At 62.8% G+C, this 21,968-nt stretch carries 21 protein-coding genes; 8 read left to right on the top strand and 13 right to left on the bottom strand.

The window, feature by feature from the left end; translation table 11 throughout:
- Window positions 1-63: 63 nt before the first annotated feature.
- Window positions 64-1,389 carry an MFS transporter gene (locus tag CE_RS10530; protein ID WP_006768127.1) on the bottom strand — a complete coding sequence of 442 codons (1,326 nt, stop codon included), beginning with the start codon at window positions 1,387-1,389 and terminating at the stop codon, window positions 64-66.
- 98 nt (window positions 1,390-1,487) lie between these two features.
- Window positions 1,488-1,712, bottom strand: coding sequence for a hypothetical protein (locus CE_RS10525; protein WP_143758459.1), 225 nt, complete (start codon window positions 1,710-1,712; stop codon window positions 1,488-1,490).
- A gap of 133 nt (window positions 1,713-1,845) precedes the next feature.
- Here CE_RS10525 and thrC point away from each other — a divergent pair, with 133 nt between their 5' ends.
- Complete coding sequence (gene thrC / locus CE_RS10520; RefSeq protein WP_006768125.1) at window positions 1,846-3,291, top strand: threonine synthase; 1,446 nt, start codon at window positions 1,846-1,848, stop codon at window positions 3,289-3,291.
- Window positions 3,292-3,359: 68 nt separating this feature from the next.
- On the opposite strand, the gene CE_RS10515 is transcribed toward thrC, so the two are convergent.
- Window positions 3,360-3,704 (bottom strand): RidA family protein, encoded by a 345-nt coding sequence (locus CE_RS10515; RefSeq protein WP_143758458.1) that lies wholly within the window; start codon window positions 3,702-3,704, stop codon window positions 3,360-3,362.
- Between the two features lie 116 nt (window positions 3,705-3,820).
- Here CE_RS10515 and CE_RS10510 point away from each other — a divergent pair, with 116 nt between their 5' ends.
- A complete protein-coding gene (locus CE_RS10510) occupies window positions 3,821-4,756 on the top strand; it encodes an EamA family transporter (RefSeq protein WP_231295023.1) in 936 nt (311 codons plus the stop codon).
- Here the strand turns inward: CE_RS10510 and CE_RS10505 are convergent.
- On the bottom strand, window positions 4,713-5,675 hold the full coding sequence (locus CE_RS10505; protein ID WP_231295022.1) for a TIGR03571 family LLM class oxidoreductase: 963 nt from the start codon (window positions 5,673-5,675) through the stop codon (window positions 4,713-4,715). The genes CE_RS10510 and CE_RS10505 overlap by 44 nt on opposite strands.
- 116 nt (window positions 5,676-5,791) lie before the next feature.
- Here CE_RS10505 and CE_RS10500 point away from each other — a divergent pair, with 116 nt between their 5' ends.
- Both CE_RS10500 and CE_RS15470 read left to right on the top strand, forming a co-directional pair.
- On the top strand, window positions 5,792-6,322 hold the full coding sequence (locus CE_RS10500; RefSeq protein WP_035108855.1) for an NUDIX hydrolase: 531 nt from the start codon (window positions 5,792-5,794) through the stop codon (window positions 6,320-6,322).
- A 331-nt stretch (window positions 6,323-6,653) separates the two neighbouring features.
- The gene (locus CE_RS15470; protein ID WP_006768120.1) at window positions 6,654-6,821 is read left to right on the top strand and encodes a hypothetical protein; all 168 of its coding nucleotides are present in this window, start codon (window positions 6,654-6,656) and stop codon (window positions 6,819-6,821) included.
- Window positions 6,822-6,896: 75 nt separating this feature from the next.
- On the opposite strand, the gene glnA (CE_RS10495) is transcribed toward CE_RS15470, so the two are convergent.
- The 3 genes from glnA (CE_RS10495) to CE_RS15260 all read right to left on the bottom strand — a co-directional run bounded on the left by glnA (CE_RS10495) (window position 6,897) and on the right by CE_RS15260 (window position 10,315).
- Window positions 6,897-8,342 (bottom strand): type I glutamate--ammonia ligase, encoded by a 1,446-nt coding sequence (glnA, locus tag CE_RS10495; protein WP_006768119.1) that lies wholly within the window; start codon window positions 8,340-8,342, stop codon window positions 6,897-6,899.
- A gap of 50 nt (window positions 8,343-8,392) precedes the next feature.
- Window positions 8,393-9,553 (bottom strand): tyramine oxidase subunit B, encoded by a 1,161-nt coding sequence (locus CE_RS10490; RefSeq protein ID WP_006768118.1) that lies wholly within the window; start codon window positions 9,551-9,553, stop codon window positions 8,393-8,395.
- 492 nt (window positions 9,554-10,045) lie between these two features.
- The gene (locus tag CE_RS15260; protein WP_006768117.1) at window positions 10,046-10,315 is read right to left on the bottom strand and encodes a hypothetical protein; all 270 of its coding nucleotides are present in this window, start codon (window positions 10,313-10,315) and stop codon (window positions 10,046-10,048) included.
- A 71-nt stretch (window positions 10,316-10,386) separates the two neighbouring features.
- On the opposite strand from CE_RS15260, the gene istA reads away from it, so the two are divergent.
- Window positions 10,387-11,982, top strand: coding sequence for an IS21 family transposase (gene istA, locus CE_RS10480; RefSeq protein ID WP_006768116.1), 1,596 nt, complete (start codon window positions 10,387-10,389; stop codon window positions 11,980-11,982).
- Window positions 11,983-11,985: 3 nt separating this feature from the next.
- Window positions 11,986-12,750 carry an ATP-binding protein gene (locus CE_RS10475; protein WP_006768115.1) on the top strand — a complete coding sequence of 255 codons (765 nt, stop codon included), beginning with the start codon at window positions 11,986-11,988 and terminating at the stop codon, window positions 12,748-12,750.
- 247 nt (window positions 12,751-12,997) lie between these two features.
- On the opposite strand, the gene CE_RS14960 is transcribed toward CE_RS10475, so the two are convergent.
- From CE_RS14960 to CE_RS10460, 3 genes are all read right to left on the bottom strand, one after another.
- Complete coding sequence (locus CE_RS14960; RefSeq protein ID WP_011075769.1) at window positions 12,998-13,318, bottom strand: 2Fe-2S iron-sulfur cluster-binding protein; 321 nt, start codon at window positions 13,316-13,318, stop codon at window positions 12,998-13,000.
- A gap of 451 nt (window positions 13,319-13,769) precedes the next feature.
- Entirely contained in the window at window positions 13,770-14,909 is a 1,140-nt protein-coding gene (locus CE_RS15660) for a PRC-barrel domain-containing protein (RefSeq protein WP_006768112.1), read from the bottom strand.
- A gap of 293 nt (window positions 14,910-15,202) precedes the next feature.
- Window positions 15,203-15,748, bottom strand: coding sequence for a PRC-barrel domain-containing protein (locus CE_RS10460; RefSeq protein WP_006768111.1), 546 nt, complete (start codon window positions 15,746-15,748; stop codon window positions 15,203-15,205).
- 355 nt (window positions 15,749-16,103) lie between these two features.
- Here CE_RS10460 and CE_RS10455 point away from each other — a divergent pair, with 355 nt between their 5' ends.
- Entirely contained in the window at window positions 16,104-17,006 is a 903-nt protein-coding gene (locus CE_RS10455; RefSeq protein ID WP_006768110.1) for an SGNH/GDSL hydrolase family protein, read from the top strand.
- A gap of 45 nt (window positions 17,007-17,051) precedes the next feature.
- Here the strand turns inward: CE_RS10455 and CE_RS10450 are convergent, their stop codons facing one another.
- Entirely contained in the window at window positions 17,052-17,876 is an 825-nt protein-coding gene (locus CE_RS10450) for a DUF1206 domain-containing protein (protein ID WP_006768109.1), read from the bottom strand.
- A gap of 150 nt (window positions 17,877-18,026) precedes the next feature.
- Complete coding sequence (gene glnA, locus CE_RS10445) at window positions 18,027-19,460, bottom strand: type I glutamate--ammonia ligase (RefSeq protein ID WP_006768107.1); 1,434 nt, start codon at window positions 19,458-19,460, stop codon at window positions 18,027-18,029.
- Window positions 19,461-19,761: 301 nt separating this feature from the next.
- Between glnA (CE_RS10445) and CE_RS10440 the strand changes: the two genes are divergently transcribed.
- The gene (locus tag CE_RS10440) at window positions 19,762-20,235 is read left to right on the top strand and encodes an RDD family protein (protein WP_006768106.1); all 474 of its coding nucleotides are present in this window, start codon (window positions 19,762-19,764) and stop codon (window positions 20,233-20,235) included.
- A gap of 52 nt (window positions 20,236-20,287) precedes the next feature.
- On the opposite strand, the gene CE_RS10435 is transcribed toward CE_RS10440, so the two are convergent.
- On the bottom strand, window positions 20,288-21,916 hold the full coding sequence (locus CE_RS10435; protein WP_006768105.1) for an aspartate:alanine exchanger family transporter: 1,629 nt from the start codon (window positions 21,914-21,916) through the stop codon (window positions 20,288-20,290).
- Window positions 21,917-21,968: the final 52 nt, after the last annotated feature.

Genomic DNA, 21,968 nt, shown 5'->3' with positions numbered 1-21,968 from the left:
CGACGAGGGCCTCGGGGGCTTGTCGACGTCCCACCGTCGCTCGTGCCCTGTGCTCAACGGGGCTTAACGAGTGCGCAGCTGGGTGATCATCCGCCTACCGGGTCCACCCTTGAGCCGGGCGATGAGGAATCCCGCCATGCCGATGGCCCAGATGATGAACACCGCGATGTAGGCGATACGGAAGTCGGACCAGTCGTAACCACCGTCGGTGTCCACGACGTCGAGAAGCACGCCGACCAGCTGGGCTGCCGCCATGGAGGCGACGAAGCCACCCATGTTGGCCAGCCCGGTGCCGGCGGCGAGCACGGTACGGTCCAGCTGTTCGCGGATGGTGTCGAATCCGTAGCTGGAGACGGGCGTGGTGGCGCCGAGGATGACGTTGATGATCACGATGGCCCACCACCCGCGTGGCTGTTCCGAGGACAGGAAAACAAACCAGGCCAGGGCGGGGACCAGTGCCAGGATGATCGCCACCACATCGCGTCGACGCCCGAGGCGAGCCGAGACAATACCGATGACCGGACCAGCCGCCACAGCGCACAGTGTGTTGATGGTCAGCAGGACACCCACCTGCGCGGCATTCAGGCCCATGCCGAGGGTCATCAGGGGAACGCCCCACATGAGGGTGAACACGTTCTGCCAGAGCATCAGCAGATAGTGGATGAAGAATCCCTGCCAGCACAGGGGATTACGCACGATCAGGCGCAACACCGTGCGTATCGACGGCTTCACGGGCGTGCTGGAGGTATCCGCTGGTGTCGTCCCCTCCCGGGGAGCCCGTTGTGCGGGCACATCGCGCACTGCCACGAGGGCGAGCAGCGCGATCAGGGCCACCGCGGAACCGAGGGAGACAAAGGAGACGGTCCACCCCTGAGCGCCGAGTAGGGCGAGGAAAGGTACGGCGGAGATCACCTGCCCCAGCTGGCCGAGTGCGGTGGTGAGCTGACCGAACAGGGGGGTTTTGCGCAGCGGGAACCAGAACGGCAGGATGCGCATGACCGACAGGAAGATGCTGGCGTCACCTGCCCCGATGAGGACGCGGGCGATGATGGCCACCCAGTAGACATCGGTGAGGCCGAGGATGATCTGCCCCAGTCCCATGATCAGGGCGCCTATGGCCAGCAGTCGGCGTGGCCCGAACTTGTCGATGAGCATGCCCATCGGTATCTGGGCCGCCGCGTACACACCCACCTGCACCGCGGTGAACACCGCGATGCGGGTGGCATCCACCTGGAACCGGTCAATGGCCTCCACACCCGCCACACCGAAAGAGGTGCGGCTGGTGATGGCCGCGACATACACCAGCACCGCGGACACCCATACGATCAGGGCGCGTCCGGTGATCTTCTCCCTCGGATCCGGCGAGGGTGCCTGATTGTTCTTGGACACAACTGACAACACTAGGCCCCCGGCCGGGGCGAGGGCGCGTTAGATGCGTCGAGTGGTCCTTCCCCGGGGTGACCCATGCCCGTCACCGCGGGCGGACCCTAGAACCCGAAGGGGTTGTTGAGGTAGAGGAAGGTGTAGATCTCGGGGCCGAAAATCACCATGAGGGTGGCCAGAATAGTACAGCCGATGAGAACGTAGAGATTGTGCTTGGATACCGGGGCAGGCTCCGGAAGGGGGAGGGATCCGCTGGTCTCCAGTCCGCCGGACTTGCCCTGTGCCAGACCCGCCGGGTTGTCGTCGATGGATCGGTGCGATGCTGTCATGATATTCATCCTCAAACAGAGCGGAAAGTGATGGGGAACACTATAGGCTCTGGGGGTGTCAAAGTCACGGCATCCCGAAAATGATGGGCATCCGGGGGAGTCTTATCCCACCCCCTGGGCTAATCTGTATTGCGTGGACTACATTTCGACGCGTGATTCCAGCCGCACCCCTGCCCGATTCAGCGATATCCTGCTCGGTGGCCTCGCCCCGGACGGTGGACTCTACCTGCCGGTGGAGTATCCCCAGATCACCGATGACACCCTGACCGAGTGGCGTGGCATCCTCGCCACTGACGGTTATGCAGCCCTGGCCGCCGAGGTCATCGCCCTGTTCGCCGATGACATCCCGGCCGAGGACATCCGCGCCATGACCGCGCGCGCCTACACCCATCCCAAGTTCTCCTCCGAGGAGATCGTTCCCGTGACGGAGCTGGAGGATGGGTTGTGGATCGGCCACCTCTCCGAGGGGCCCACTGCTGCATTCAAGGATATGGCCATGCAGCTGCTGGGTGAGCTGTTTGAGTACGAGCTGCGCCGCCGCGGCGAGACCCTCAACATCCTCGGTGCCACCTCGGGTGACACCGGTTCCGCCGCCGAATACGCCATGCGTGGCCGTGAGGGTATCCGTGTCTTCATGCTCACCCCGGCCGGTCGCATGACCCCGTTCCAGCAGGCCCAGATGTTCGGTCTGGATGACCCCAACATCTTCAACATCGCCCTGGACGGTGTCTTCGATGACTGCCAGGATGTGGTCAAGGCGGTCTCCGCGGATGCGGAGTTCAAGCGGGAACAGCGTATCGGTGCGGTCAACTCCATCAACTGGGCGCGTCTCATGGCCCAGGTGGTGTACTACATCTCCTCCTGGATCAAGGTGACCGACAGCAACGACCAGAAGGTCAGCTTCTCGGTTCCCACCGGTAACTTCGGTGATATCTGCGCCGGTCACATCGCCCGTCAGATGGGGCTGCCGATCGACCGCCTGATCGTGGCCACCAACGAAAATGATGTTCTGGATGAGTTCTTCCGCACCGGCGAGTACCGCGTGCGCAGCTCGGAGGACACCCACGAGACCTCCAGCCCGTCGATGGACATCTCCCGCGCCTCCAACTTCGAACGATTCGTCTTCGACCTGCTGGGTCGCGACGCAGCCCGCGTGAATGATCTGTTCGGCACCCAGGTCAAACAGGGTGGTTTCTCCCTGGCCGATGATCCGGTGTTCCTTGAGGCGGCCGACCGCTACGGGTTCGCCTCGGGTCGTTCCACCCATGCCAACCGTGTGGAGACCATCCGGGATATCGCGACGCGCCTCGACGTGGTCATCGACCCCCACACCGCGGACGGTGTGTACGTCGCACGCCAATGGCGCGATGAGGTCACCACCCCGATCATCTGCCTGGAAACCGCCCTGCCGGTGAAGTTCGCGGACATCATCCGTGAGGCCACCGGTGCGGAGCCGGAGATGCCGGAACGTTTCGCCGCCATCATGGATGCCGAGCACAAGGTGTCGGACCTGCCCAATGATGCCGAGGTGGTCAAGCAGTTCATCGTGGACTCGATCGCCAACACCAGCGTGAAGTAACGTACGCCCCGGAACACGGCGACATGGGACAGGCCGTGGGGATCACTCCCCACGGCCTGTCGCGTTTCCTACTCGACCACCGCGATGGCGTCGATCTCCACGCTCGCGCCATAGGGCAGGGCCGAGGCCTCAACGAAGCTGCGCGCCGGGCGGTTGTCCATGAAGTGCTCGCGGAACTGCTCGTTGCATTCCTCGCGGAGGGTGATGTCGGTGACGAAGTAGGTCAGCTTAACCACGTCCCTCAACTCACCGCCCTCGGTGGCGAGGCGTTCACGCATGCGCTCGAGTGCTGCGTCGACAGCTTCCTTGCGCCCGGACACCGGCTGGTAGTCATGGTCAACGGAGAGGGCACCGGACACGTAGATGTGGTTGCCGGCGCGCTTGGCGGGGGAATAGGGGTGATCACTGGACATGATGCCCACCCTAGCCAAGAACACCGGCGTTGTCGGCTCTTTCCCGCCCTCCTACAGGGACCCCGCGATACCCCGGCCGGATGCAGAAGCGGTATGGGTCACTAGGATGGCTCCCCATGAACCTCCTGATCACAGCGCTCACCCCTGTCATCTGGGCCACCACCTACTATGTGACCACGGAGTTCCTCCCACCGGGCCGACCGATCCTGGCGGGTGTGCTCCGTGCGCTGCCCGCGGGCCTGATCATCCTGGCCTGGTTCCGGGTTCTGCCCCGGGGACAGTGGTGGTGGAAGGCGACGGTGCTCGGTGTGGTCAATATCGGCGCCTTCTTCGGGTTCCTGTTCTGGACGGCCTACCTGCTGCCCGGTGGGGTGGCCGCGGTGGTCACCAACACCGCGCCCCTGTGGGTCATCGGATTGGCTCCGCTGATCCTGGGCACCCGGTTGAAGGGGATGCAGGTGATCGCGGGGGTGGTGGCCATCATCGGTGTGGCGGCCCTGGTGTTGGGCCCCGGCGTGCAGCTCAACACCCTGGGTGTGCTTACCGGCCTGGGTGGCAGTCTATGCATGGCCTTCGGCATCATCCTGGCGAAGAAGTTCGGCACCCCGGAGGGGGTTCCGGGTCTGGCGGTCACCGGTTGGCAGCTGACCATCGGCGGGTTGTTCCTGGTCCCGTTCCTACTCATCGAGGGGTTGCCCGATCACCTCACCGCCACCAACATCGGGGGCTACGCCTACCTGGGGTTGATCGGCGGGGCGTTTGCCTACGGCATCTGGTTCCGGGGGATCGCCCTGCTGGATCCGGTTCAGGTGGCCATGCTCGGCATCCTCAGTCCGCTGACGGCCACCCTCATCGGCGTGGTGTTCAACGATGAGCGGTTGTCACCGGTCCAGTGGGCGGGTGGTGTCGCGGTGGTGGTGGCGTTGCTGCTGGCCAACCTGGCGTCGGTACCGGGGAGGGGAGGGCGCGGGAGGAGACAACCGGGCGTCGACAAGCTCATCCCGGAGCTCACCCCAGGTGCGGAAGCACCTCCGCGCCGATCTGATCGATGACCTCCCCGGCCGGGCGACCGGAGATGTTGAGGATGACATGGTGGATGCCCAGCTCACGCATGGTGTGCAGGTGGTCGATCAGCCCCTGGCTGGTGGTGCGCAGACCCAGCTCAATCTCGCCGGAGGTGTCGGTGAGCTCCAGCCCCATGGAGGAGATGAGCAGCGGGTCCGGGTTGGTGGGGTTGCGCACCGATGCACGGGCCTGATTCCACAGATCCAGCCGGCCCACCTGCTGTTCGGCGGGGCGGTAGTAGGTGGCCCAGCCATCGGCGTTGCGGACGATCCACTGGACGGTCTGACGCGCCGACCCCACGGCGATGAGGGGGATTTGTGCCTCCGGGGCGGTGGTGGGCGCATGGCCTCCGGTGACCTCATACAGCGGTGCACGACCTGCCTCATCGGGGGAGAAGGCTGCGCGCAGCAGTGTCCAGCCCCGGCGGATCGCCTCCCGACGCCCATCGAGGTCCCTGCCGAAGATCTCGAACTCCTCCGGCCGGTCCCCGGAACCGATCCCCAGGATGAACCGTCCGCCACTGAGCCGGTCGAGGGTGAGGGCCGATTTGGCCACATGGAGTGGATGGCGCAGTGGCAGGACGGTCGCGGCGGTGCCCAGTGCGATGGTGGAGGTGGCCTGCGCCATCGCCCCGAGCAGGAGGAAGGGATCGTCGAGGAAGACCGCCTGCTGGTTCTCCGGGGACAGACCCTGTGGGATGGCCAGGGGCACATCACGGACCCACAGGCCCTGGAAGCCCGCCTCCTCCGCGCGCCGGGTCAGGTCGATGCTGTGCTGGATGGGCACCATCTCCTCCCGGCCCAGTTCGGGGCCGATCGGCAGCATGAGGCCGAGGCTGATGGCGGCGTCACCTCCCCGGAGATGGGTGTATCCGCGGTTGAAGATCGGGGTCGGGGAGGCATCCATAACCACCACCTTAGGCATGGGTTCAGGCTGGTGCTGTGGGGCTCGTCGCGTAGCCTGTGGGGGAGTCTGTGGGGGAGAAGCTGCCCACGCCTGATATGAAAAGAGGGATCCCGTTCATGCCTGTTCCGGACTTCATTCTCAGCCTCCGTGAGAAGGTCGGCACCGCTCCGCTGTGGTTGCCGGCCGTGACCGCCGTGGTCATCCGCGATGTCCCGCCGGGGTCCCCCTTCCACATCACCCCGGATGTGCTACTGGTCAGACGCGCGGATACCGGCGAGTGGACCCCGCCGACCGGGATCTGCGACCCGGGGGAGCAGCCCCATGTCACCGCCGCCCGCGAGGTGAAGGAGGAGACCGGACTGGAGGTGAGCGTGGATGCGCTGCTGGGCGTGGGGGCCGTGGGCCCGGTGACCTATGAGAACGGGGATGTCTCCAGCTACATGGATACCGCGATGCGCTGCACCGTCGTGGGTGATGATGTGCCCCGGGTCGGCGATGAGGAGAACACCGAGGTGGCGTGGTTCCCGATCTCCAACATGCCGGTGACCAACCCGCGTTTCCGGATGGTCATCGCCGATGCCATCGCTCAGCTCAAGCACCCCCAGGGGTTCCGCCCGAGGATGGGGTACGAGAAGCGCGCCAGGTAGCGCGCCCGTCCTTCCGGCCACCGTCGTCATGCTTGTCGACGGTGGCCTTTTCAGCTCTCGACCCTCCGGGAGGAATCGAGAATAACGTCCCATGTGATGGAGTGGGTGCCCCCGTCGTGTGGGGAATGCCGGCCCTATGTCTGGTTTGAAACATGAGTTAACCCTCATCTTTCCCCGAATGGGGGTGAAAAAGGGGTGGTAAGGCCCACTTTCTTTTCCTTAAACTTCATATTCGCGGCGGCCGGGGATTAGAATGGTGGATAACGCAATGAACGCAGAAAGTGATTTACCCCACATATGAAGCGGGTGAATATAGCGAGAGGAGAGGGGCATGGGTTTACAGGTCCGCGCGAATGAGATGAAGGTGTGGGAGACCTTCACTCTGGAACGCCAGCTCGAATGCGTCATCAATGCAGACCACCTCCTCCTCTTCCGTGGGGAACCCCACGGAATCGTCTCGCTCTCCGATGTGATCGCCTCCGAACTCATCGGTATCTGACCATCCTCCAACATGCATGAAGCCACCGGCCGGGATGAACCCGGCCGGTGGCTTCAATTTGGGGCAGCAGCGGTCCTAGCAGTCGTAGTACAGCTCGAAATCCAGAGCGGTGGGGCGCAGACGCTCAGGGGTGATCTCATGTTCATGCTTGTAGGCCACATAGGCCTCGATGAGATCATCGGTGAACACGTCACCCTCGGTGAGGAACTCGTGGTCCTCCTCCAGGGCCTTCAGCGCCTGTTCCAGTGAGGTGGGGGCCTCGGCGACCTTGGCAGCCTCCTCGGGCGGGAGCTCATAGAGGTCCTTGTCCAGAGGGGCGTCGGGTTCGATGCGGTTGCGGATGCCGTCCAGGCCCGCCATCATCGACGCGGTGAACGCCAGGTAGGGGTTACCCGAGGGGTCCGGGGTGCGGAACTCGATGCGGGTCGCCTTCGGGTTGGGACCGCTGGCCGGAATGCGGATCGCGGCGGAACGGTTCTGCTGCGAATACGCCAGGCTCACCGGGGCCTCGAAACCGGGCACCAGACGGTTGTAGGAATTCAGGGTCGGGTTGGTGAAAGCCAGCACCGCGGGGGCATGCTTGAGCAGACCACCGACATAGTGACGGGCCATCTCCGACAGGTTGGCATAACCGGCCTCATCATGGAAGAGGGGCTTGCCGTCCTTCCACAGCGACTGGTGGATGTGCATGCCGGAACCGCCGTCATCAGCCAGCGGCTTGGGCATGAAGGTGGCGGATTTACCGACGGCCTTCGCGGTGTTCTTCACCACGTACTTGAAGGTCTGGAGGTCATCGGCTGCGCGCAGCAGGGTGTTGAAACGGTAGTTGATCTCCTGCTGACCACCACTGCCCATCTCATGGTGGGAACGCTCCACGGTGAACCCGATCTCCGCCAGGGTCTCACCAATGGTGTCGCGCAGGTCCTGGAAGTGGTCATAGGGTGCCACCGGGAAGTAACCACCCTTCTGGCGTACCTTGTGACCCAGGTTCCTGCTGCCGTCCGGGTTCTCCCGGGAACCACTGTTCCACCAGCCCTCCACGGAATCCACCTCGTGGAATGCCGCATTGGACTGGGAGCTGAACCGCACGGAGTCGAAGATGTAGAACTCGGCTTCGGCGCCGAAGTTACAGCTGTCGGCGAAACCGGTGGAAGCCAGGTACTCCTCCGCCTTGCGGGCGATGTTGCGGGGATCCCGGGAAAATGGTTCCCGGGTATAGGGGTCATGGACGAAGAACTTGATGTTGAGCGTCTTCGACCTGCGGAACGGGTCGATGAACGCCGTGGACAGATCCGGCAGCAGCATCATGTCGGAATCGTCGACAGTGGTGTATCCGCTGATCGATGACCCGTCGAAGGCCAGTCCGTTTTCCATGGCGGATTCGTCGAATGCCGCGGCGGGCACGGACAGGTGCTGTTCGGTGCCGGGAACGTCGGTGAACTGGACGTCCACCCAGTTGATGTCATTGTCCCGGATGAACTTGAGGATCTCATCCGGGTTGGTTGTCGGGCTCGAGGCCACGATGAATCATTCCTTTAAAGAATGGGAGATGGTTATCAGGGGAAACAGTGTTATTTCAGGATGGGGGTGTCCCACAGGTTGAGCTCGGTGCCGATGCCCTTCTTTACGGCATTCTCATAGAGGTCATGGGCCCAGGCGACATCCTCGACCGGCATGCCACCGATGGAATAGCAGAAGATCTGCTCATCGTTCTGGCGTCCCGGTGCCTTGCCGGAGGCGATGTCGCCGATGTTGACCATCTTCTCCTCCGGGATCAGGCCCTCCTTGAACATGTCGTACCAGCGGTTGCCGGGGATGCCCAGCAGGTCCTCATAGGTGACATTGGGACCATTCTCGTGGAACCATTCGGAGTAGAGGCCACGGTAGTCCACCACGAGGTTCGCCTCATCCGAGGTGGTGAAATCATCATCCAGACGGGCGGCCGCCGGCATGAGCAGCAGGGCACCGGGCTTGATCCACTCCCGCTTGAAGTAGGGGAAACCGGAGGGCCCATCCGGGGAGGTCGAGGTGCCCGAGATCACGATGTCGGACCCCTCGATGGCCTCCTGCTCGGAATCCACGATGCGGACATCCCTGAGCTGTGGGTACTTCTCGCGGAACCACTCCGCCACACGCTGCGTGGACTCAGGTGAGCGGCCCTTGATCTTGACCTCCTCAATGGAGGGGCGCTGGCTGAGGGCTGCATCGAAGATGGTGCGGCTCATGACACCGGGGCCGATGATGCCGACCGTCTTCGAGTCCTCCAGGGCGAGGTGCTTGACACCCACGCCGGGGACGGCACCGGTGCGGTAGGCGGACAACAGGTTGGCGGACATGATGGCCTTGGGCGCACCGGTGTCCGCGTCGTTAAGCACAAATACGTGAATGGAGCGGGGGAGATCCTTCTTGCGGTTCTCGGTATTGGATCCGTACCACTTCACGCCGGTGGAACGGAAGCGACCGCCCAGGTAGGCGGGCATCGCCATGAAACGGCGGTCAGGGCCATCCGCGGGCATACCCTCATGTTCGGGGTTCTCCGGGAAGTTGATCTGGGCGCCGTGGGAGTTCGCTGAGGCGCCGGCCATGCGGTAGTCACCGTCGGCCAGGAGGATGAGAGTCTCCTCCATTGTCTCCACACAGCGGGCGGAGTCGGTGACACCCGCTGCGACCATGTCCTCTTCATTGAGATAGAGGAAATCAATTCGGGTGTCTTGTGCGTTGTTTTCGCTCACGCTTCCCTTTCAAGGATGCGTGTCAGACGTACGTCAAACACCTGGAACCAAACCCGGGACACGTGAAACAGCAAAGGTTACCGGGGGTCGACGCGAATGTGCGTCCGCGGGCCCAGCACATAAGAATCCTGATGTCATCATCGCCGACACTTCGGTAGTTCTAGGTTGTATTCGGGCTGAAAAGTCAACCCCCATCCCCATATTCTATCGAGAAAAACAGGCGAGTGGGTCTGAAGTATCAATTAATTAACGGGTTTCTGATAAGAAAATATGAACAATAGGGACGAAATGCCATGCCAGAGCGTGTCTCATCAGAAACGGTGAGCATACACTTTCGGGGGTGATGGGTGGGTGGTGAGGGCAGATATCACCGCACCTCACTGTCTCTGGGCGTATGAAGGTGGCCGTGAGAAACCACAACCGCCCCCGCATGCAGAAGGGTTTCTGCAGGCGGGGGCGGGGGAGGGGTGATTCCTCAACCGGAGTGAGGCTCTAATCCTCACCCTCATGCCGGATGAACTTCATCGCGTAGTCGAAGATCCGGGTGATGGCGAAATCATCATCAGCCTTGGTGGAGGCGGTGACGAGCAGATCGGCGAGCTCGGCATCGGATTTCCCCTCGATGAGGGTGCGCTCCGGGTTGTTCTCCAGGTAGCGGCGGAAATGGCCGGCAAGTGCCGAATCGGGGTGGTTGGTAGAGCGGTTCTGCGTAGTTGGTAGAAGCCTTCCGGATAGGTGGTAGAGGCAAGCGTTCTGAGTCACTGTTGCAGATGACGGCACCGCATTCCGGTGGTGCCGTGTCTCATCATGATTGTTGATCAAGGAGGCCGACGATGGCCAACTACAAAGAAATCATGGCGCTGTGCCTGGACGGGAAGAGTTATTCCCAGATAACCACCGTCCTAGGATGCTCACACCGGGACATCGCCCGGGTGAAAGCCGTGATCGCCCAAGAACGCATCGACCCTGACTGCTTCCGGGAACTGTCCCCGGGATGGTTCGAGGACATCTTCGCTGATGGCCGCCGGCGCCGTTCCCAGGCCTATGACCAGCCGGACTTCAAAGCTCTGGCGAAGAAGCTGAAAAACAACAGGCACCTGACCCGAAACAAACTCTGGCTGGACTACATGTCCACCTCATGTGCCGCGGGCTTGGCGAAGTACCAGTACTCCCAGTTCTGCGACGGACTCTTAGCCTATATCCAGGCCAATGATCTCCGCGACGTCATCACTCATGAACCGGGCCAGGAGCTATACGTGGACTGGGCCGGTGACAAGATCAGCATCACCGACCAGGCCACTGGGGAGGTGGCGTTCAAGGCCTCGTTGTTTATCGCGGTGTGCCCGTATTCTGGGTTATTGTTTGCCACGGCGACGGCGAATGAGAAGATGCCCGCCTGGATCGACTGCCATGTCAGGGCACTAAATTACCTGGGCAAAGTGCCGGCGATGATCGTGCCGGACAATGCGCCCACCGCGACCTACCGGCCGAAGAAAAACCAATCCTACCGTGCGGTGACCGCTCGGTACGCGGATTTCGCGGAGTTCTACGACATCCTGATCGTGCCGGCACGCCCGGGCAAACCGCGCGACAAAGCCGCTGTCGAACGCGCAGTCCAGATCGCCTACACCCGGATCCTCGGCTACTTCGACGGCGAGGTCTTCTACACCCTTGATGAACTCAACGACGCGATCGCAGAACGCATTGAAGAGATCAACTACGTCCTGACCCGTCCGGACGGGTCGACCAGGCGGGAACGCTTCGACACCGACGAAGCGCCCCTGATGCGGGATCTGCCGCCCGAGTCGTTCAGCGAGGTCTTATGGCGCAGCCCCAAAGTCGACCGGAACTGGCACATCTGCTGTGACTACCAGTACTATTCCGTTCCTTTCCAGCTCGTCGGCAAGACCCTGCGGGCACGATTGACCACCACACTGGTCAGTGTCTACGATGGCGACCGTCTCATTGCCGAGCATGAGCGCATGCACGGTTTCCGCTACCGTTACTCCACCAACCCTGACCACGGACCAGACGGTGTCGACACCGGCCATAACGTCATGACCCATGACGAACTGGTCAATTGGGCATCGTCCTTCGGACCGGCCACCGTCATGGTGATCACCACGATCCTCAACGTCAACAGCGCCTCGGTACCCCGGGGTCTGGCCCAAGGACGCAACATCCTGGCGAAGCTGGGATCCAAGCACGACAAAGCCACACTCGAACCGGCCTGCCAGGTCGTGGTGGATAAACAGCTGGCGGTCAACTTCGCGGTCATCAAACGCGTTCAAGCCGACATCGCCCACAACCGGCCACCAACGGCAACCTCGACCACCGACGGGCCACGCACCGTCGACATTTCCCAGTTCGGTGATGCGGTGTTCATCCGCCCGGCCAGTCACTACGCCAGCCCGGGGCAGGAGGACTAAATCATGATCGATATCGATGAACCAACCCGCAGGAAACTACGCCAGCTGCGACTCTCGACCTTCGCGGACGTCTTCTTCGACCTGCTCAACGATGACGCGAACGCCGATGAACTCCCCGAGGACATCTTCTTCGCCGCCGTGGATAAAGCTCTGGACGCACGCCGGGAACGCAACATCATCAAAGCAATCACCCACGCCAGATTCGCGTACCCGCAGGCCACCATCGCGGATGTCACCGACCACGAAGCCCGTGGCATCAATGACCGGCAACTCAAGCGCCTTGCCACCACCCGGTGGCGTGAGCACCCGGTCAACCTGCACATCTTCGCCCCCACCGGCACCGGCAAGACCTATATCGCCTGCGCCTTGGGTGTGGCCGCCTGCCAGTCAGGGCATGCGGTGGCGTATTACCGGCTCGATCAACTGGTCGCGGAGTTGGCGGTCCTGGAACCCACCGGATCGGACTACACAGCCGCAATGCGAAAACTGATCAACGTCGATCTGCTCATCATCGATGACTTTCTGACCATGAGCATCGATCAACGCGGGCAAGAGGACCTGACCAAGATCATCATCGACCGAGACGGTCGACTCCCGACGATCATCTCCTCGCAGTCCACCGCGGCCTACTGGGTTGAGATCCTGCCAAACCGCATCGGCGCTGAATCCTTAGTCAGTCGACTCAATAACGGCCGACGCATCCAGATCGGTACCCACGACATCCGCAAGCAGCTCGCTGAAGAAAGGATCCGAGACCACTCAGACTAACCGGGGATGGCCGGTCGGTGCTCCCCAGCCGACCGGCCACTACTACCAACTATCTGGAAACCGGGTCTACCGTGTCCCCGGAACACCACTACCACCAATCCGCTCCTGGCACGGCAAGGGCCTGCTCGGGGACGTCCTTGAAGATATCCCAGGTATCAACATGTGCCATGGTTGTTTCTCCTGTTGTCACGGGGTGGGCAATGAAGAGGGTGGTTCCAACCCCTGGGGTTGCGGATTCAGGGTGTCCCTAGATGTCCAGGACGAGCTTCTGACCGCAGCGTCCACGGGACACGCAGGCCATGAGGGAGTTGTTGCTCTTCCTCTCCTTCTCGGAGAGGATGACATCGCGGTGCTCAGCCTCACCCGAGATGATGCCGACCTCACAGGTGCCACAGATGTCCTCACGGCACTCCGCGTAGAGATCCTCACCGGCGGCCTCCAGGGTCTCCAGGAGGGTCATGTTGGCGGGCACCTTAAACTCCTTACCGGTGGAGTTCTTCACCACGGTGAAGGCCTTGTTCTTCGAGGGGTCGATCAGGGTGGTGGGGGTGAAGGACTCACGGCGCACCGTGTCCTCCGGCCAGTTCTTCGTTGCCTCGAGGACAGCGTTGGTGAAGCGGTCCGGGCCGCAGGTCAGCAGCTGGACGCCCTCCTCGTAGCGGTCGGAGAACTGGTTGATATCCTAAGCTCGCAAAATGCCCAAAAGCCGGTGGGAAGCGAGCAGAATCCCCCATGCATCATGTATCTCCCATTTGGTGGGGCCCCGGATTCGGACATGCTCCCACAGGTGCGGGTGGGGCTTATTGACTCCGCCCGGAGGGGGGAGAGATCGATAACAAAAAATAGCACACCTGCCCGTGAACTGCATTGACTAACGGAGCGGGGGCGGATGAGAGTGCCGACGAAGTGGTGGCAGACCCCCGGGGTGGGGGAAATAGAACTCCCCACCGGATAACCTCCGGTGGGGAGTCGCGTTGGGAGCGGGGGCGGGTTCTCATCCCGGTCCTCAGCGGGATTAACTAGTCCTTGACGGTGCCGGTCTGGCGGTCGGAGTAGCGACGCAGCCTGAAGCGGTCCTGCTGCGTCTGGAAATCACCGGGTGCCTTGCCCTCCACGACCTCATTGACCACATCGTCCTTGGTATGGCGACCGTGGGCATTGGCCTCATCGACATCGCGTGAGGCGTTGACATCGGTTTCCTCGGTGATGGTGGTATCCGTGTCGGACCGTACCGCGCCACCAGCTGCGCCGGCGCCCATGCCCGTGTTCGCGTAGTTGTCCACATCATCGGTGGTGTCGACGCGGGAGCCACGCAGGCGATCGACGAAGGTCTCATCCCGCGCACCCTCCGCGGTCACGGTGGTGTCAGCTGCGGCGCGCTCATCGTCAGGGGTGCGGTTGCGGGCCACGGTCTCCTCCTCGCGACGGACAAGCTCCTCATCCACCGGGGCGCTGACATCGGAGGGCAGCTTCGAAGCCCGTGGGGTGGTGGCATCATCGCGGGTGTCTGTCCCAGCGCGGTCCCTGAGGTGGTCATCCAGTGGTGCTCCCACATCACCTGGAACTGCGGAGACGCCCGGGGTGGCTGGGTCACCTGTGTTTCGGGCCTCCATGGGATCACGCCGTCCACCGTCCACCCCTGTTGCATCCCGGGTGCCGTCTGCGGGGATGACATAATCATCATGGTCGGTGGTGGTGACATGTCCGCTGTCATCGCTGACGGCCCCGCGGTCGGTGTGGGTATCCACATCCCGATCCGCCCCGGTCAGGTCGCTGCGGTTGCGGTCAGTGGAGGTGTTGGTGGTGTCTGCATGGAAATAGTCCACATCCCGGGCGTCGGTGAGCTGGTAGTGCTCGTAGATCCGGTTCTCCTCCTCCACTGACAGGCCGTTGTCGGCGTCGAGATCAGGGGCATCCTTGATCGCATCCTTGGAGAACCCGAGGTGGAGGGTATCGCCACTGAGTGAGGAGCCGCGGAGGGGGACCAGGCTGGAGGACATGCCGAAGAGCCCATGGCCGACCTCGACGAAGGTGGGCTGGCCTGTCCGGTCATCAACGAAGACCTCCTTGATGGAACCCAGTTTGTCACCGGATTTGTCGATGGCGGTGGCGTCGAAAAGTGCTCGGATCTCGCTCTTGTTTGGTGTTGCCTCAGTCATGTTCTTCCTTCCTCACGGGGATGGTGGAGTGGGTACCACCGTAGAGAATTCTGGGGTGTTATGGGGTTGTTATCGGCTCGTCCTGGGTGGATCCCGCCAGGTGGGGTATTCACGGGGGACTTTTGTGTCCAACAGCCGAGAATGAGTGCCCTGAGCGGTGGGAATGAGGTGGGCGGGGCTGTGTCGCCATGAGGGGGCGGCGGGCTCTGTGGTGCCCCGCGACCCCCGGCCCCGGTGAGCGGTGAATGAAATCCGGCTGTAATCAGCATCCCGTGCCCACCCCGTCGGGGAGGTCAGCGCCCGGAGTGTCTACGCAGTCGGATCCTCTCGGACTCGGCCATGCTGTCGGCAGCATCGCGCTCCCGGGTCTTGGCGTCCCTCGGCTGTTCTGCCTGCTGTCCCTGGAAGGCGAAATGATCACCGGGGAGTGATACACCGGTGGTCTCATCCCGGATGCCCACTTCGGCGCCATCCGGCAATTCGGGCAGCTCCGGGTGGAAGTAGGTGGCATCCGATGCGTCGGTGACGCCATAGTGGGCGAAGATCTCATCCTGCTCGAGGGTGCTCAGGCCACTCTCCGGATCGATATCGGGGGCGTCCTTGATGGCGTCCTTGCTGAAACCGAGGTGCAGCTTGTGGGCTTCCAATTTCGCACCACGGAGCGGGACGAGGCTGGAATGACGGCCGAAGAGCCCGTGGTGGACCTCAACGAAGGTGGGTAGTCCCGTGTCATCATTGAGGAACACGCCCTCCACCGCACCCAGCTTGTGGCCGGAGTTGTCGTAGGCGCTGGCATCCAGAAGGGAAACGATCTCATATTTGTCGGTGTGCTCAGACATGATCTTCCTTTGCTGTCGGTGTCTGGTACTACCACGGTAGGGCTGAATGCAACTGTTATTTTTCTGTTATTTTAGGAATTGGTCCATATCCCACAGGCTGGCTGTGGTCAAATCGTCATCAAGTAATCCCTGTCACACAAAATGGGTGGTGGGAGCCCTGGTCGCGGTTCCGTGGGAGGCGCCGTGCCCCGCAGGATCGTCGGCATCGGCGGATCTGGCCGGTACCCCGCGGTGAATAAAATCATTCTGTAACCTTCATCACGGTTGGTTTTAGGTATCCGCCCCTTTCGTCCTGACCCCGTCCCCGGCGCGCGGGAGCCCGCGGGTTGCGGTAGACAGGGGAGACGTGGACACCATGAGGACAACGGTCATCGCAGCAAGCGCATTACTCCTTCTCGCCGGATGCGCGGATGGGGCCCGGGAGGAGACCGCCGGTGCACCGCCGGGTGAGTCCTCCGGGGGCATCCGGGAGGAGGGGGCGGAGGCGTCGACAAGCATCACCGACGTCTACATCGCCCTCGGGGATTCCTATGCGGCGATGGGCGGGCGGGATCAGCCGTTACGGGGTGAGCCGTTCTGCCTGCGCTCGTCCGGTAATTACCCGGAACTCCTCCACGCAGAGGTCACCGATCTCACCTGCCAGGGGGCGGTGACCGGGGATCTGCTCGAACCCAGGACGCTGGGGGAGCGCACGCTGCCGGCGCAGGTGGATGCGCTGACGGAGGACACCACCCTGGTCACCCTCTCCATCGGGGGCAATGACCTCGGATTCGGGGAGGTGGCGGGATGCATCCGGGAACGGATCGCCGGGGAGAACGCTGATGATTGCGTGGACCTGCTGGGGGAAACCATCGGGGAGCAGCTCGATCAGCTTCCCCCGCAGCTGGACCGCGTGCACGAGGCTATCCGGGACCGCGCCGGGGACGCGCAGGTTGTGGTCACCGGTTACCTGCCGCTCGTGTCTGCCGGGGACTGCCCCGAACTGGGGGATGTCTCCGAGGCGGATCGTCGTTGGGCGGTTGAGCTGACCGGGCAGATCAACGAGACCGTGCGCGAGGCGGCCGAACGACACGATGCCCTCTTTGTCCTGCCCGACGATGCCGATGAGCACACCAGTTGTGCACCCCCACAGCAGCGCTGGGCGGATATCCAGGGCCAACAGACCGATGCCTATCCGCTGCACCCGACCTCCGCCGGCCATGAGGCGATGGCCGCCGCCGTCCGGGACGCGCTGGGCCTGGAACCGGTCCAGCCGTAGCGCCGGGCGCGCGCTTGTCGACGACCAACCCATGCCAGGCTGCAGTCACATCCGCACATAGCGCGCGCGGGCGATGGAGTACGCACCATAGAGGATGAGCCCGATGCCGACGATGATGAGCAGCACACTGCCGAAGGGTTGTTCCCCGAGGGTGCGCAGAGCCGAGTCCAGACCTGCGGCCTGCTCCGGATCATGGGCCCAACCGGCGATGACGATCAACACCCCCAGGATCCCGAAGGCGATACCACGGGCGACATAACCGGCTGTTCCGGTGATGATGATCGCGGTCCCGACCTGCCCTGACCCCGCACCCGCCTCCAGATCCTCCCGGAAATCCCGGGTGGCCCCCTTCCAGAGGTTGTAGACACCCGCCCCCAGTACCACCAGCCCGGCGACCACAACCAGCACCACACCCCAGGGTTGGGATAGGACGGTGGCGGTGACATCGGTGGCGGTCTCCCCATCGGAGGTGCTGCCGCCCCGGGCGAAGGTGGAGGTGGTCACCGCCAGGGAGAAGTAGACCATGGCCATGACCGCCCCCTTGGCCCTTTCCTTGAGGTCCTCGCCCGCCAGCAGCTGGCTCAATTGCCAGAGTCCCAGGGCCGCCAGGGCGATGACGGCAACCCACAGGAGGAACTGCCCACCCGGAGCCTCCGCGATGGTGGCCAGGGCACCTGAATTCGAGGCCTCATCACCCGAACCGCCGGATCCAGTGGCGATGCGCACCGCGATCCACCCGATGAGGATGTGCAGTATGCCCAGGACAATGAAACCACCTCTGGCCAGGGTGGTCAGCGCGGGGTGGTCCTCGGCCTGGTCGGCAGCCCGTTCGATCGTCCGTTTCGCGGATCTGGTGTCGCCCTTATCCATAGCTCCCATTGAACCGCCTTGAGGGGTGGGCGGCCACTGTCAGGGCGGATTGTGATCTGAACTGTGATGTTCCATCAACCCCGGGTGACAACAACACCCCCTGGTGTGGTGGACACCAGGGGGTGTGGCATGGGCTGTGACCTATCGGGTCTAGCAGTCGAAGTACAGCTCGAACTCCTGCGGGGTGGGGCGCAGGCGGACCGGGGTGATCTCGTTGTCGTACTTGTACTGGATGTAGGCCTCGATGAGGTCCTCGGTGAACACGTCGGACTCGGTGAGGAAGTCGGAGTCCTCCTGCAGGGCCTTCAGGGATGCCTCCAGGGAGGTCGGTGCCTGCGGGATGGAGGCGGCCTCCTCCGGTGGGAGCTCGTAGAGGTCCTTGTCCACCGGTGCGTGCGGCTCGATGCGGTTCTTCACACCGTCCAGGCCGGCCATCATCATGGCGGCGAAGCCCAGGTAGGGGTTGCCGGATGGGTCCGGTGCGCGGAACTCGATGCGCTTGGCCTTCGGGTTGGAACCGGTGATCGGGATACGCACGGCCGCGGAGCGGTTGCGCTGGGAGTAGACCAGGTTGATGGGGGCCTCGAAGCCCGGCACCAGGCGATGGTAGGAGTTCAGGGTCGGGTTGGTGAACGCCAGGACCGCACCGGCGTGGTGGAGGATGCCACCGATGTAGTAACGGGCGATGTCGGACAGGCCGGCGTAGCCGGACTCGTCGTGGAAGAGTGGCTTGCCGTCCTTCCACAGGGACTGGTGGGCGTGCATGCCGGAGCCGTTGTCACCGGCCAGCGGCTTGGGCATGAAGGTGGCAGCCTTGCCGTGCAGGGCTGCGGTGTTCTTCACGATGTACTTGAAGGTCTGAATGTCATCGGCTGCGTGCAGGAGGGTGTTGAAGCGGTAGTTGATCTCCTGCTGGCCGCCACCGACCTCGTGGTGGAAACGCTCCAGGTGGAAACCGGCGTCACGCAGGTTGCGGACCATCTCATCGCGGACGTCCACGGTCTGGTCGTAGGGTGCGACGGGGAAGTAACCGCCCTTGAGGCGGTTCTTGGAACCGGTGTTGGGGGTGCCATCGAGGTTGGTCTCACGGCCACGGTTCCACCAACCCTCGTTGGTGTCCACATGGTAGAAACCGGAGTTGATGTCGGTGGAGTAACGGACGGAGTCGAAGAGATAGAACTCGGCCTCGGCGCCGAAGTTGCAGGTGTCGGCGATGCCGGTGGAGGCCAGGAACTGCTCGGCCTTACGTGCCACATTGCGGGGGTCGCGGGAGAACGCCTCACGGGTGAAGGGGTCATGGACGAAGAACTTGATGTTCAGGGTCTTCGCCTTGCGGAACGGATCGATCTTCGCGGTGGCCAGATCCGGCAGCAGGTTCATGTCGGATTCATCAATGGTGGTGAAACCACGGATGGAGGAACCGTCGAAGGCGAGGCCCTCCTCGATGGCGTCCTCATCAAGAGCGGATGCGGGGATGCTGAAGTGCTGCTCGATTCCGGGAAGGTCGGTGAATCGGACATCGACGAACTCAACGTTTTCATCCTTGATGAACTTGGTTACTTCTTCCGGGGTGTTAAACGCCACGGTGACTCCTCATTGGCATGGGGTATAGGGTGTTTTCGCGCCGGGCAAGCTAACGGTCCTGAAACCTAGTGGGACTAGACTCAAGTGCAGATGTACACCTTGCGACACGGGCCAGTATACGGCATTATCTGTCGATCTATCAAAACTTTTCGTGGATTCCCCGCTGAGCAGCGGATACCAGCCCACAATAGTGCCACATCACCCCACCCGGCCAGCATGCCGACGGTGAGGTACGTCGCTATCACAGGAGATCTCCCCACGGCGTTTCCCGTTTGTCTATCCGTTGGCTAAGTTTAAGACCATGGCTAAACCGAGAAGATCCTGGCTCGATGGTCCGGAGATCCCCGCAGACTTTGATGATCCCGATGCCCCCGGCCGCTGGCCCGGTGAGAAACTGGGTCTCCCCGAAAGCGGTCCGGGGTCCCTGGTGTCTGTGGCCAGGCGCATCGGTGGTGTGTGCATCGACTGGATCATCTCCTGGATCATTGCCATCGTACTCACCAACTTCACCGACGCCCTCGGTGACGTGGCCACCTCCACGCTCATCATCTTCGTGCTCATGGGCTGGCTCACCGGGTGGATCTTCGCACGGACACCCGGACACGCCATGCTCGGCATGGGCCTTGCACGCATCGATGCCGAGGAACGGGTCGGCTGGTGGCGTGCACTGGTGCGCTCCCTGCTCACCATCCTCATCCTGCCCGCAGCCATGGTGGACTCCGACGGCCGCGGTCTCCACGACAAGGCGACCGGCACCGCGGTGATCCGCGGCTAGACCACGGAGCTTATCGACGGCTGGATACCCACCCCGGGTGCCAGCCGTTTTCCTATATCAGCAGGAACAACAGCACCTGTGCGGCGATGATCTTCGCCACCATGGCGAGGGGATAGACGGAGGTGTAACCCATCGCCGGCAGTTCATTGCGCGAGGCCTCCGATATGTAGCTCAACACCGCAGGATGGGTCTGGGTGCCGGCGAGGATGCCGGCGGTCTCGCCGAAGGGGATACGCATGACCTTGTGCCCGATGACAAGAACCAGCACGGAGATCACCAGGGTCAGCAGGGCACCCACCCCGATGATCAGCAGGGAGGCCGGATCGCTCAGCGCGGACCGGAACCCGGCACCCGCGGTCGTCCCGATGGCCGCCAGAAACATGGTGATGCCCAGCTGTCGGAGGGCGAGGTTGGCACTGTAGGGGATCTGCCAGACCACCTTGCCGGTGCGGCCCATCGCCCCCAGCAGCAGCGCGATCAACAGGGGCCCACCGGCATTGCCCAGGGACAGGGCGCTTCCACCGGGCAGGGGGAATTCCATCATGCCCACCAGCACCCCGAGGGAGAGACCGACCACCAGGGGAACCAGATTGAAATCAGCGAGGCGTTTGTAGGAGTCACCGAAGATGTGGGTGGCCTCCTTGATCCGCTCGGCGGGGGCAACCACGCGGACCAGATCACCCAGCTGGAGGGTCATATCCGGATGCGCAATCAGGTCGGTGTCACCCCGCCTGATCCGGGTGATCAACATGCCGGGAATACGGTTGCGCAGTTTCGCCAAGGGCACACCGACCATGGATTCATCAGAGACGAAGATCCTGCGGTAATCCAGATCGATATCGCTGTATGGATGGCCGTCGACGAATTCGCCGAGCAGACCCACCGCGCGCTCGAGCTCATCATCGGAGCCCACCACGGTGAGAATGTCACCCAACCGGGTGCGATCACCCTCCTCGGGGATGAACTGGTCATGCTGCCCCCGGCGCTCCACACGGGAGACGATGACCTCCAGGTCCAGCAGTTCCGGGATATTGCTGATGGCGGGCAGATCATCCCGGGTGACCCGGACACGGCGTCCCGTCAGCTCCTGAACGGCCACGCCGGCATTCTTCGCCTCCTTCTCATGGTTGACCTTGAACAGGCCCCCGCAGACCGCGATCGTGAGGATCACCACCAGGACACCGAGCGGGTAGGTGAGGGAATAGGCCACCACAGGCAGCTCCAGGATGCGTGCTGCGTCGGTGGGGTTGTCGTCGATAAGCGCCGGTAGGGCGTCGACCACCGCCGCCATCGCCGGGGTGTTGGTCAGCGCACCGGTCAACATGCCGGCACCCGTCGCGGGTGCCAGGCCCAGCGCCTTGATGACCACCCAGGCGATCGCGGTGGTGGCGATGATGGCACCGAGGGCCAGCCCGTTGTTACGCAGGCCGGTGGACCGCAGCGACCTGAAGAAGTCACGGCCGGCCTCCAGCCCGATGGTGTACACAAACAGGGCCAGGCCCACCACGTAGATCAGGGGAGGCACCGTGATGTCCGGTTCGATGGTGGAGAAGGCCAGACCCACGAACAACACCGCCGCCACCCCGAGCCGGAACCCGAAGAACCTGATCCGGCCGAGCAACAGACCGATACCCATGATGGCCACCAGGGCCAACAACTGATTTTCCACGAAAATGCTCACGCCCTACATCATCGCACCACGGCAGGTATTTTTCCCCGCATCAGGGAATGGA

It is taken from the genome of Corynebacterium efficiens YS-314 (genome assembly GCF_000011305.1).
In the GTDB taxonomy this organism is placed as follows: Bacteria; Actinomycetota; Actinomycetes; order Mycobacteriales; family Mycobacteriaceae; genus Corynebacterium; species Corynebacterium efficiens.
The sequence above is the reverse complement of the archived record's forward strand: the minus strand, read 5'-3'. Positions and strand labels throughout refer to the sequence as shown.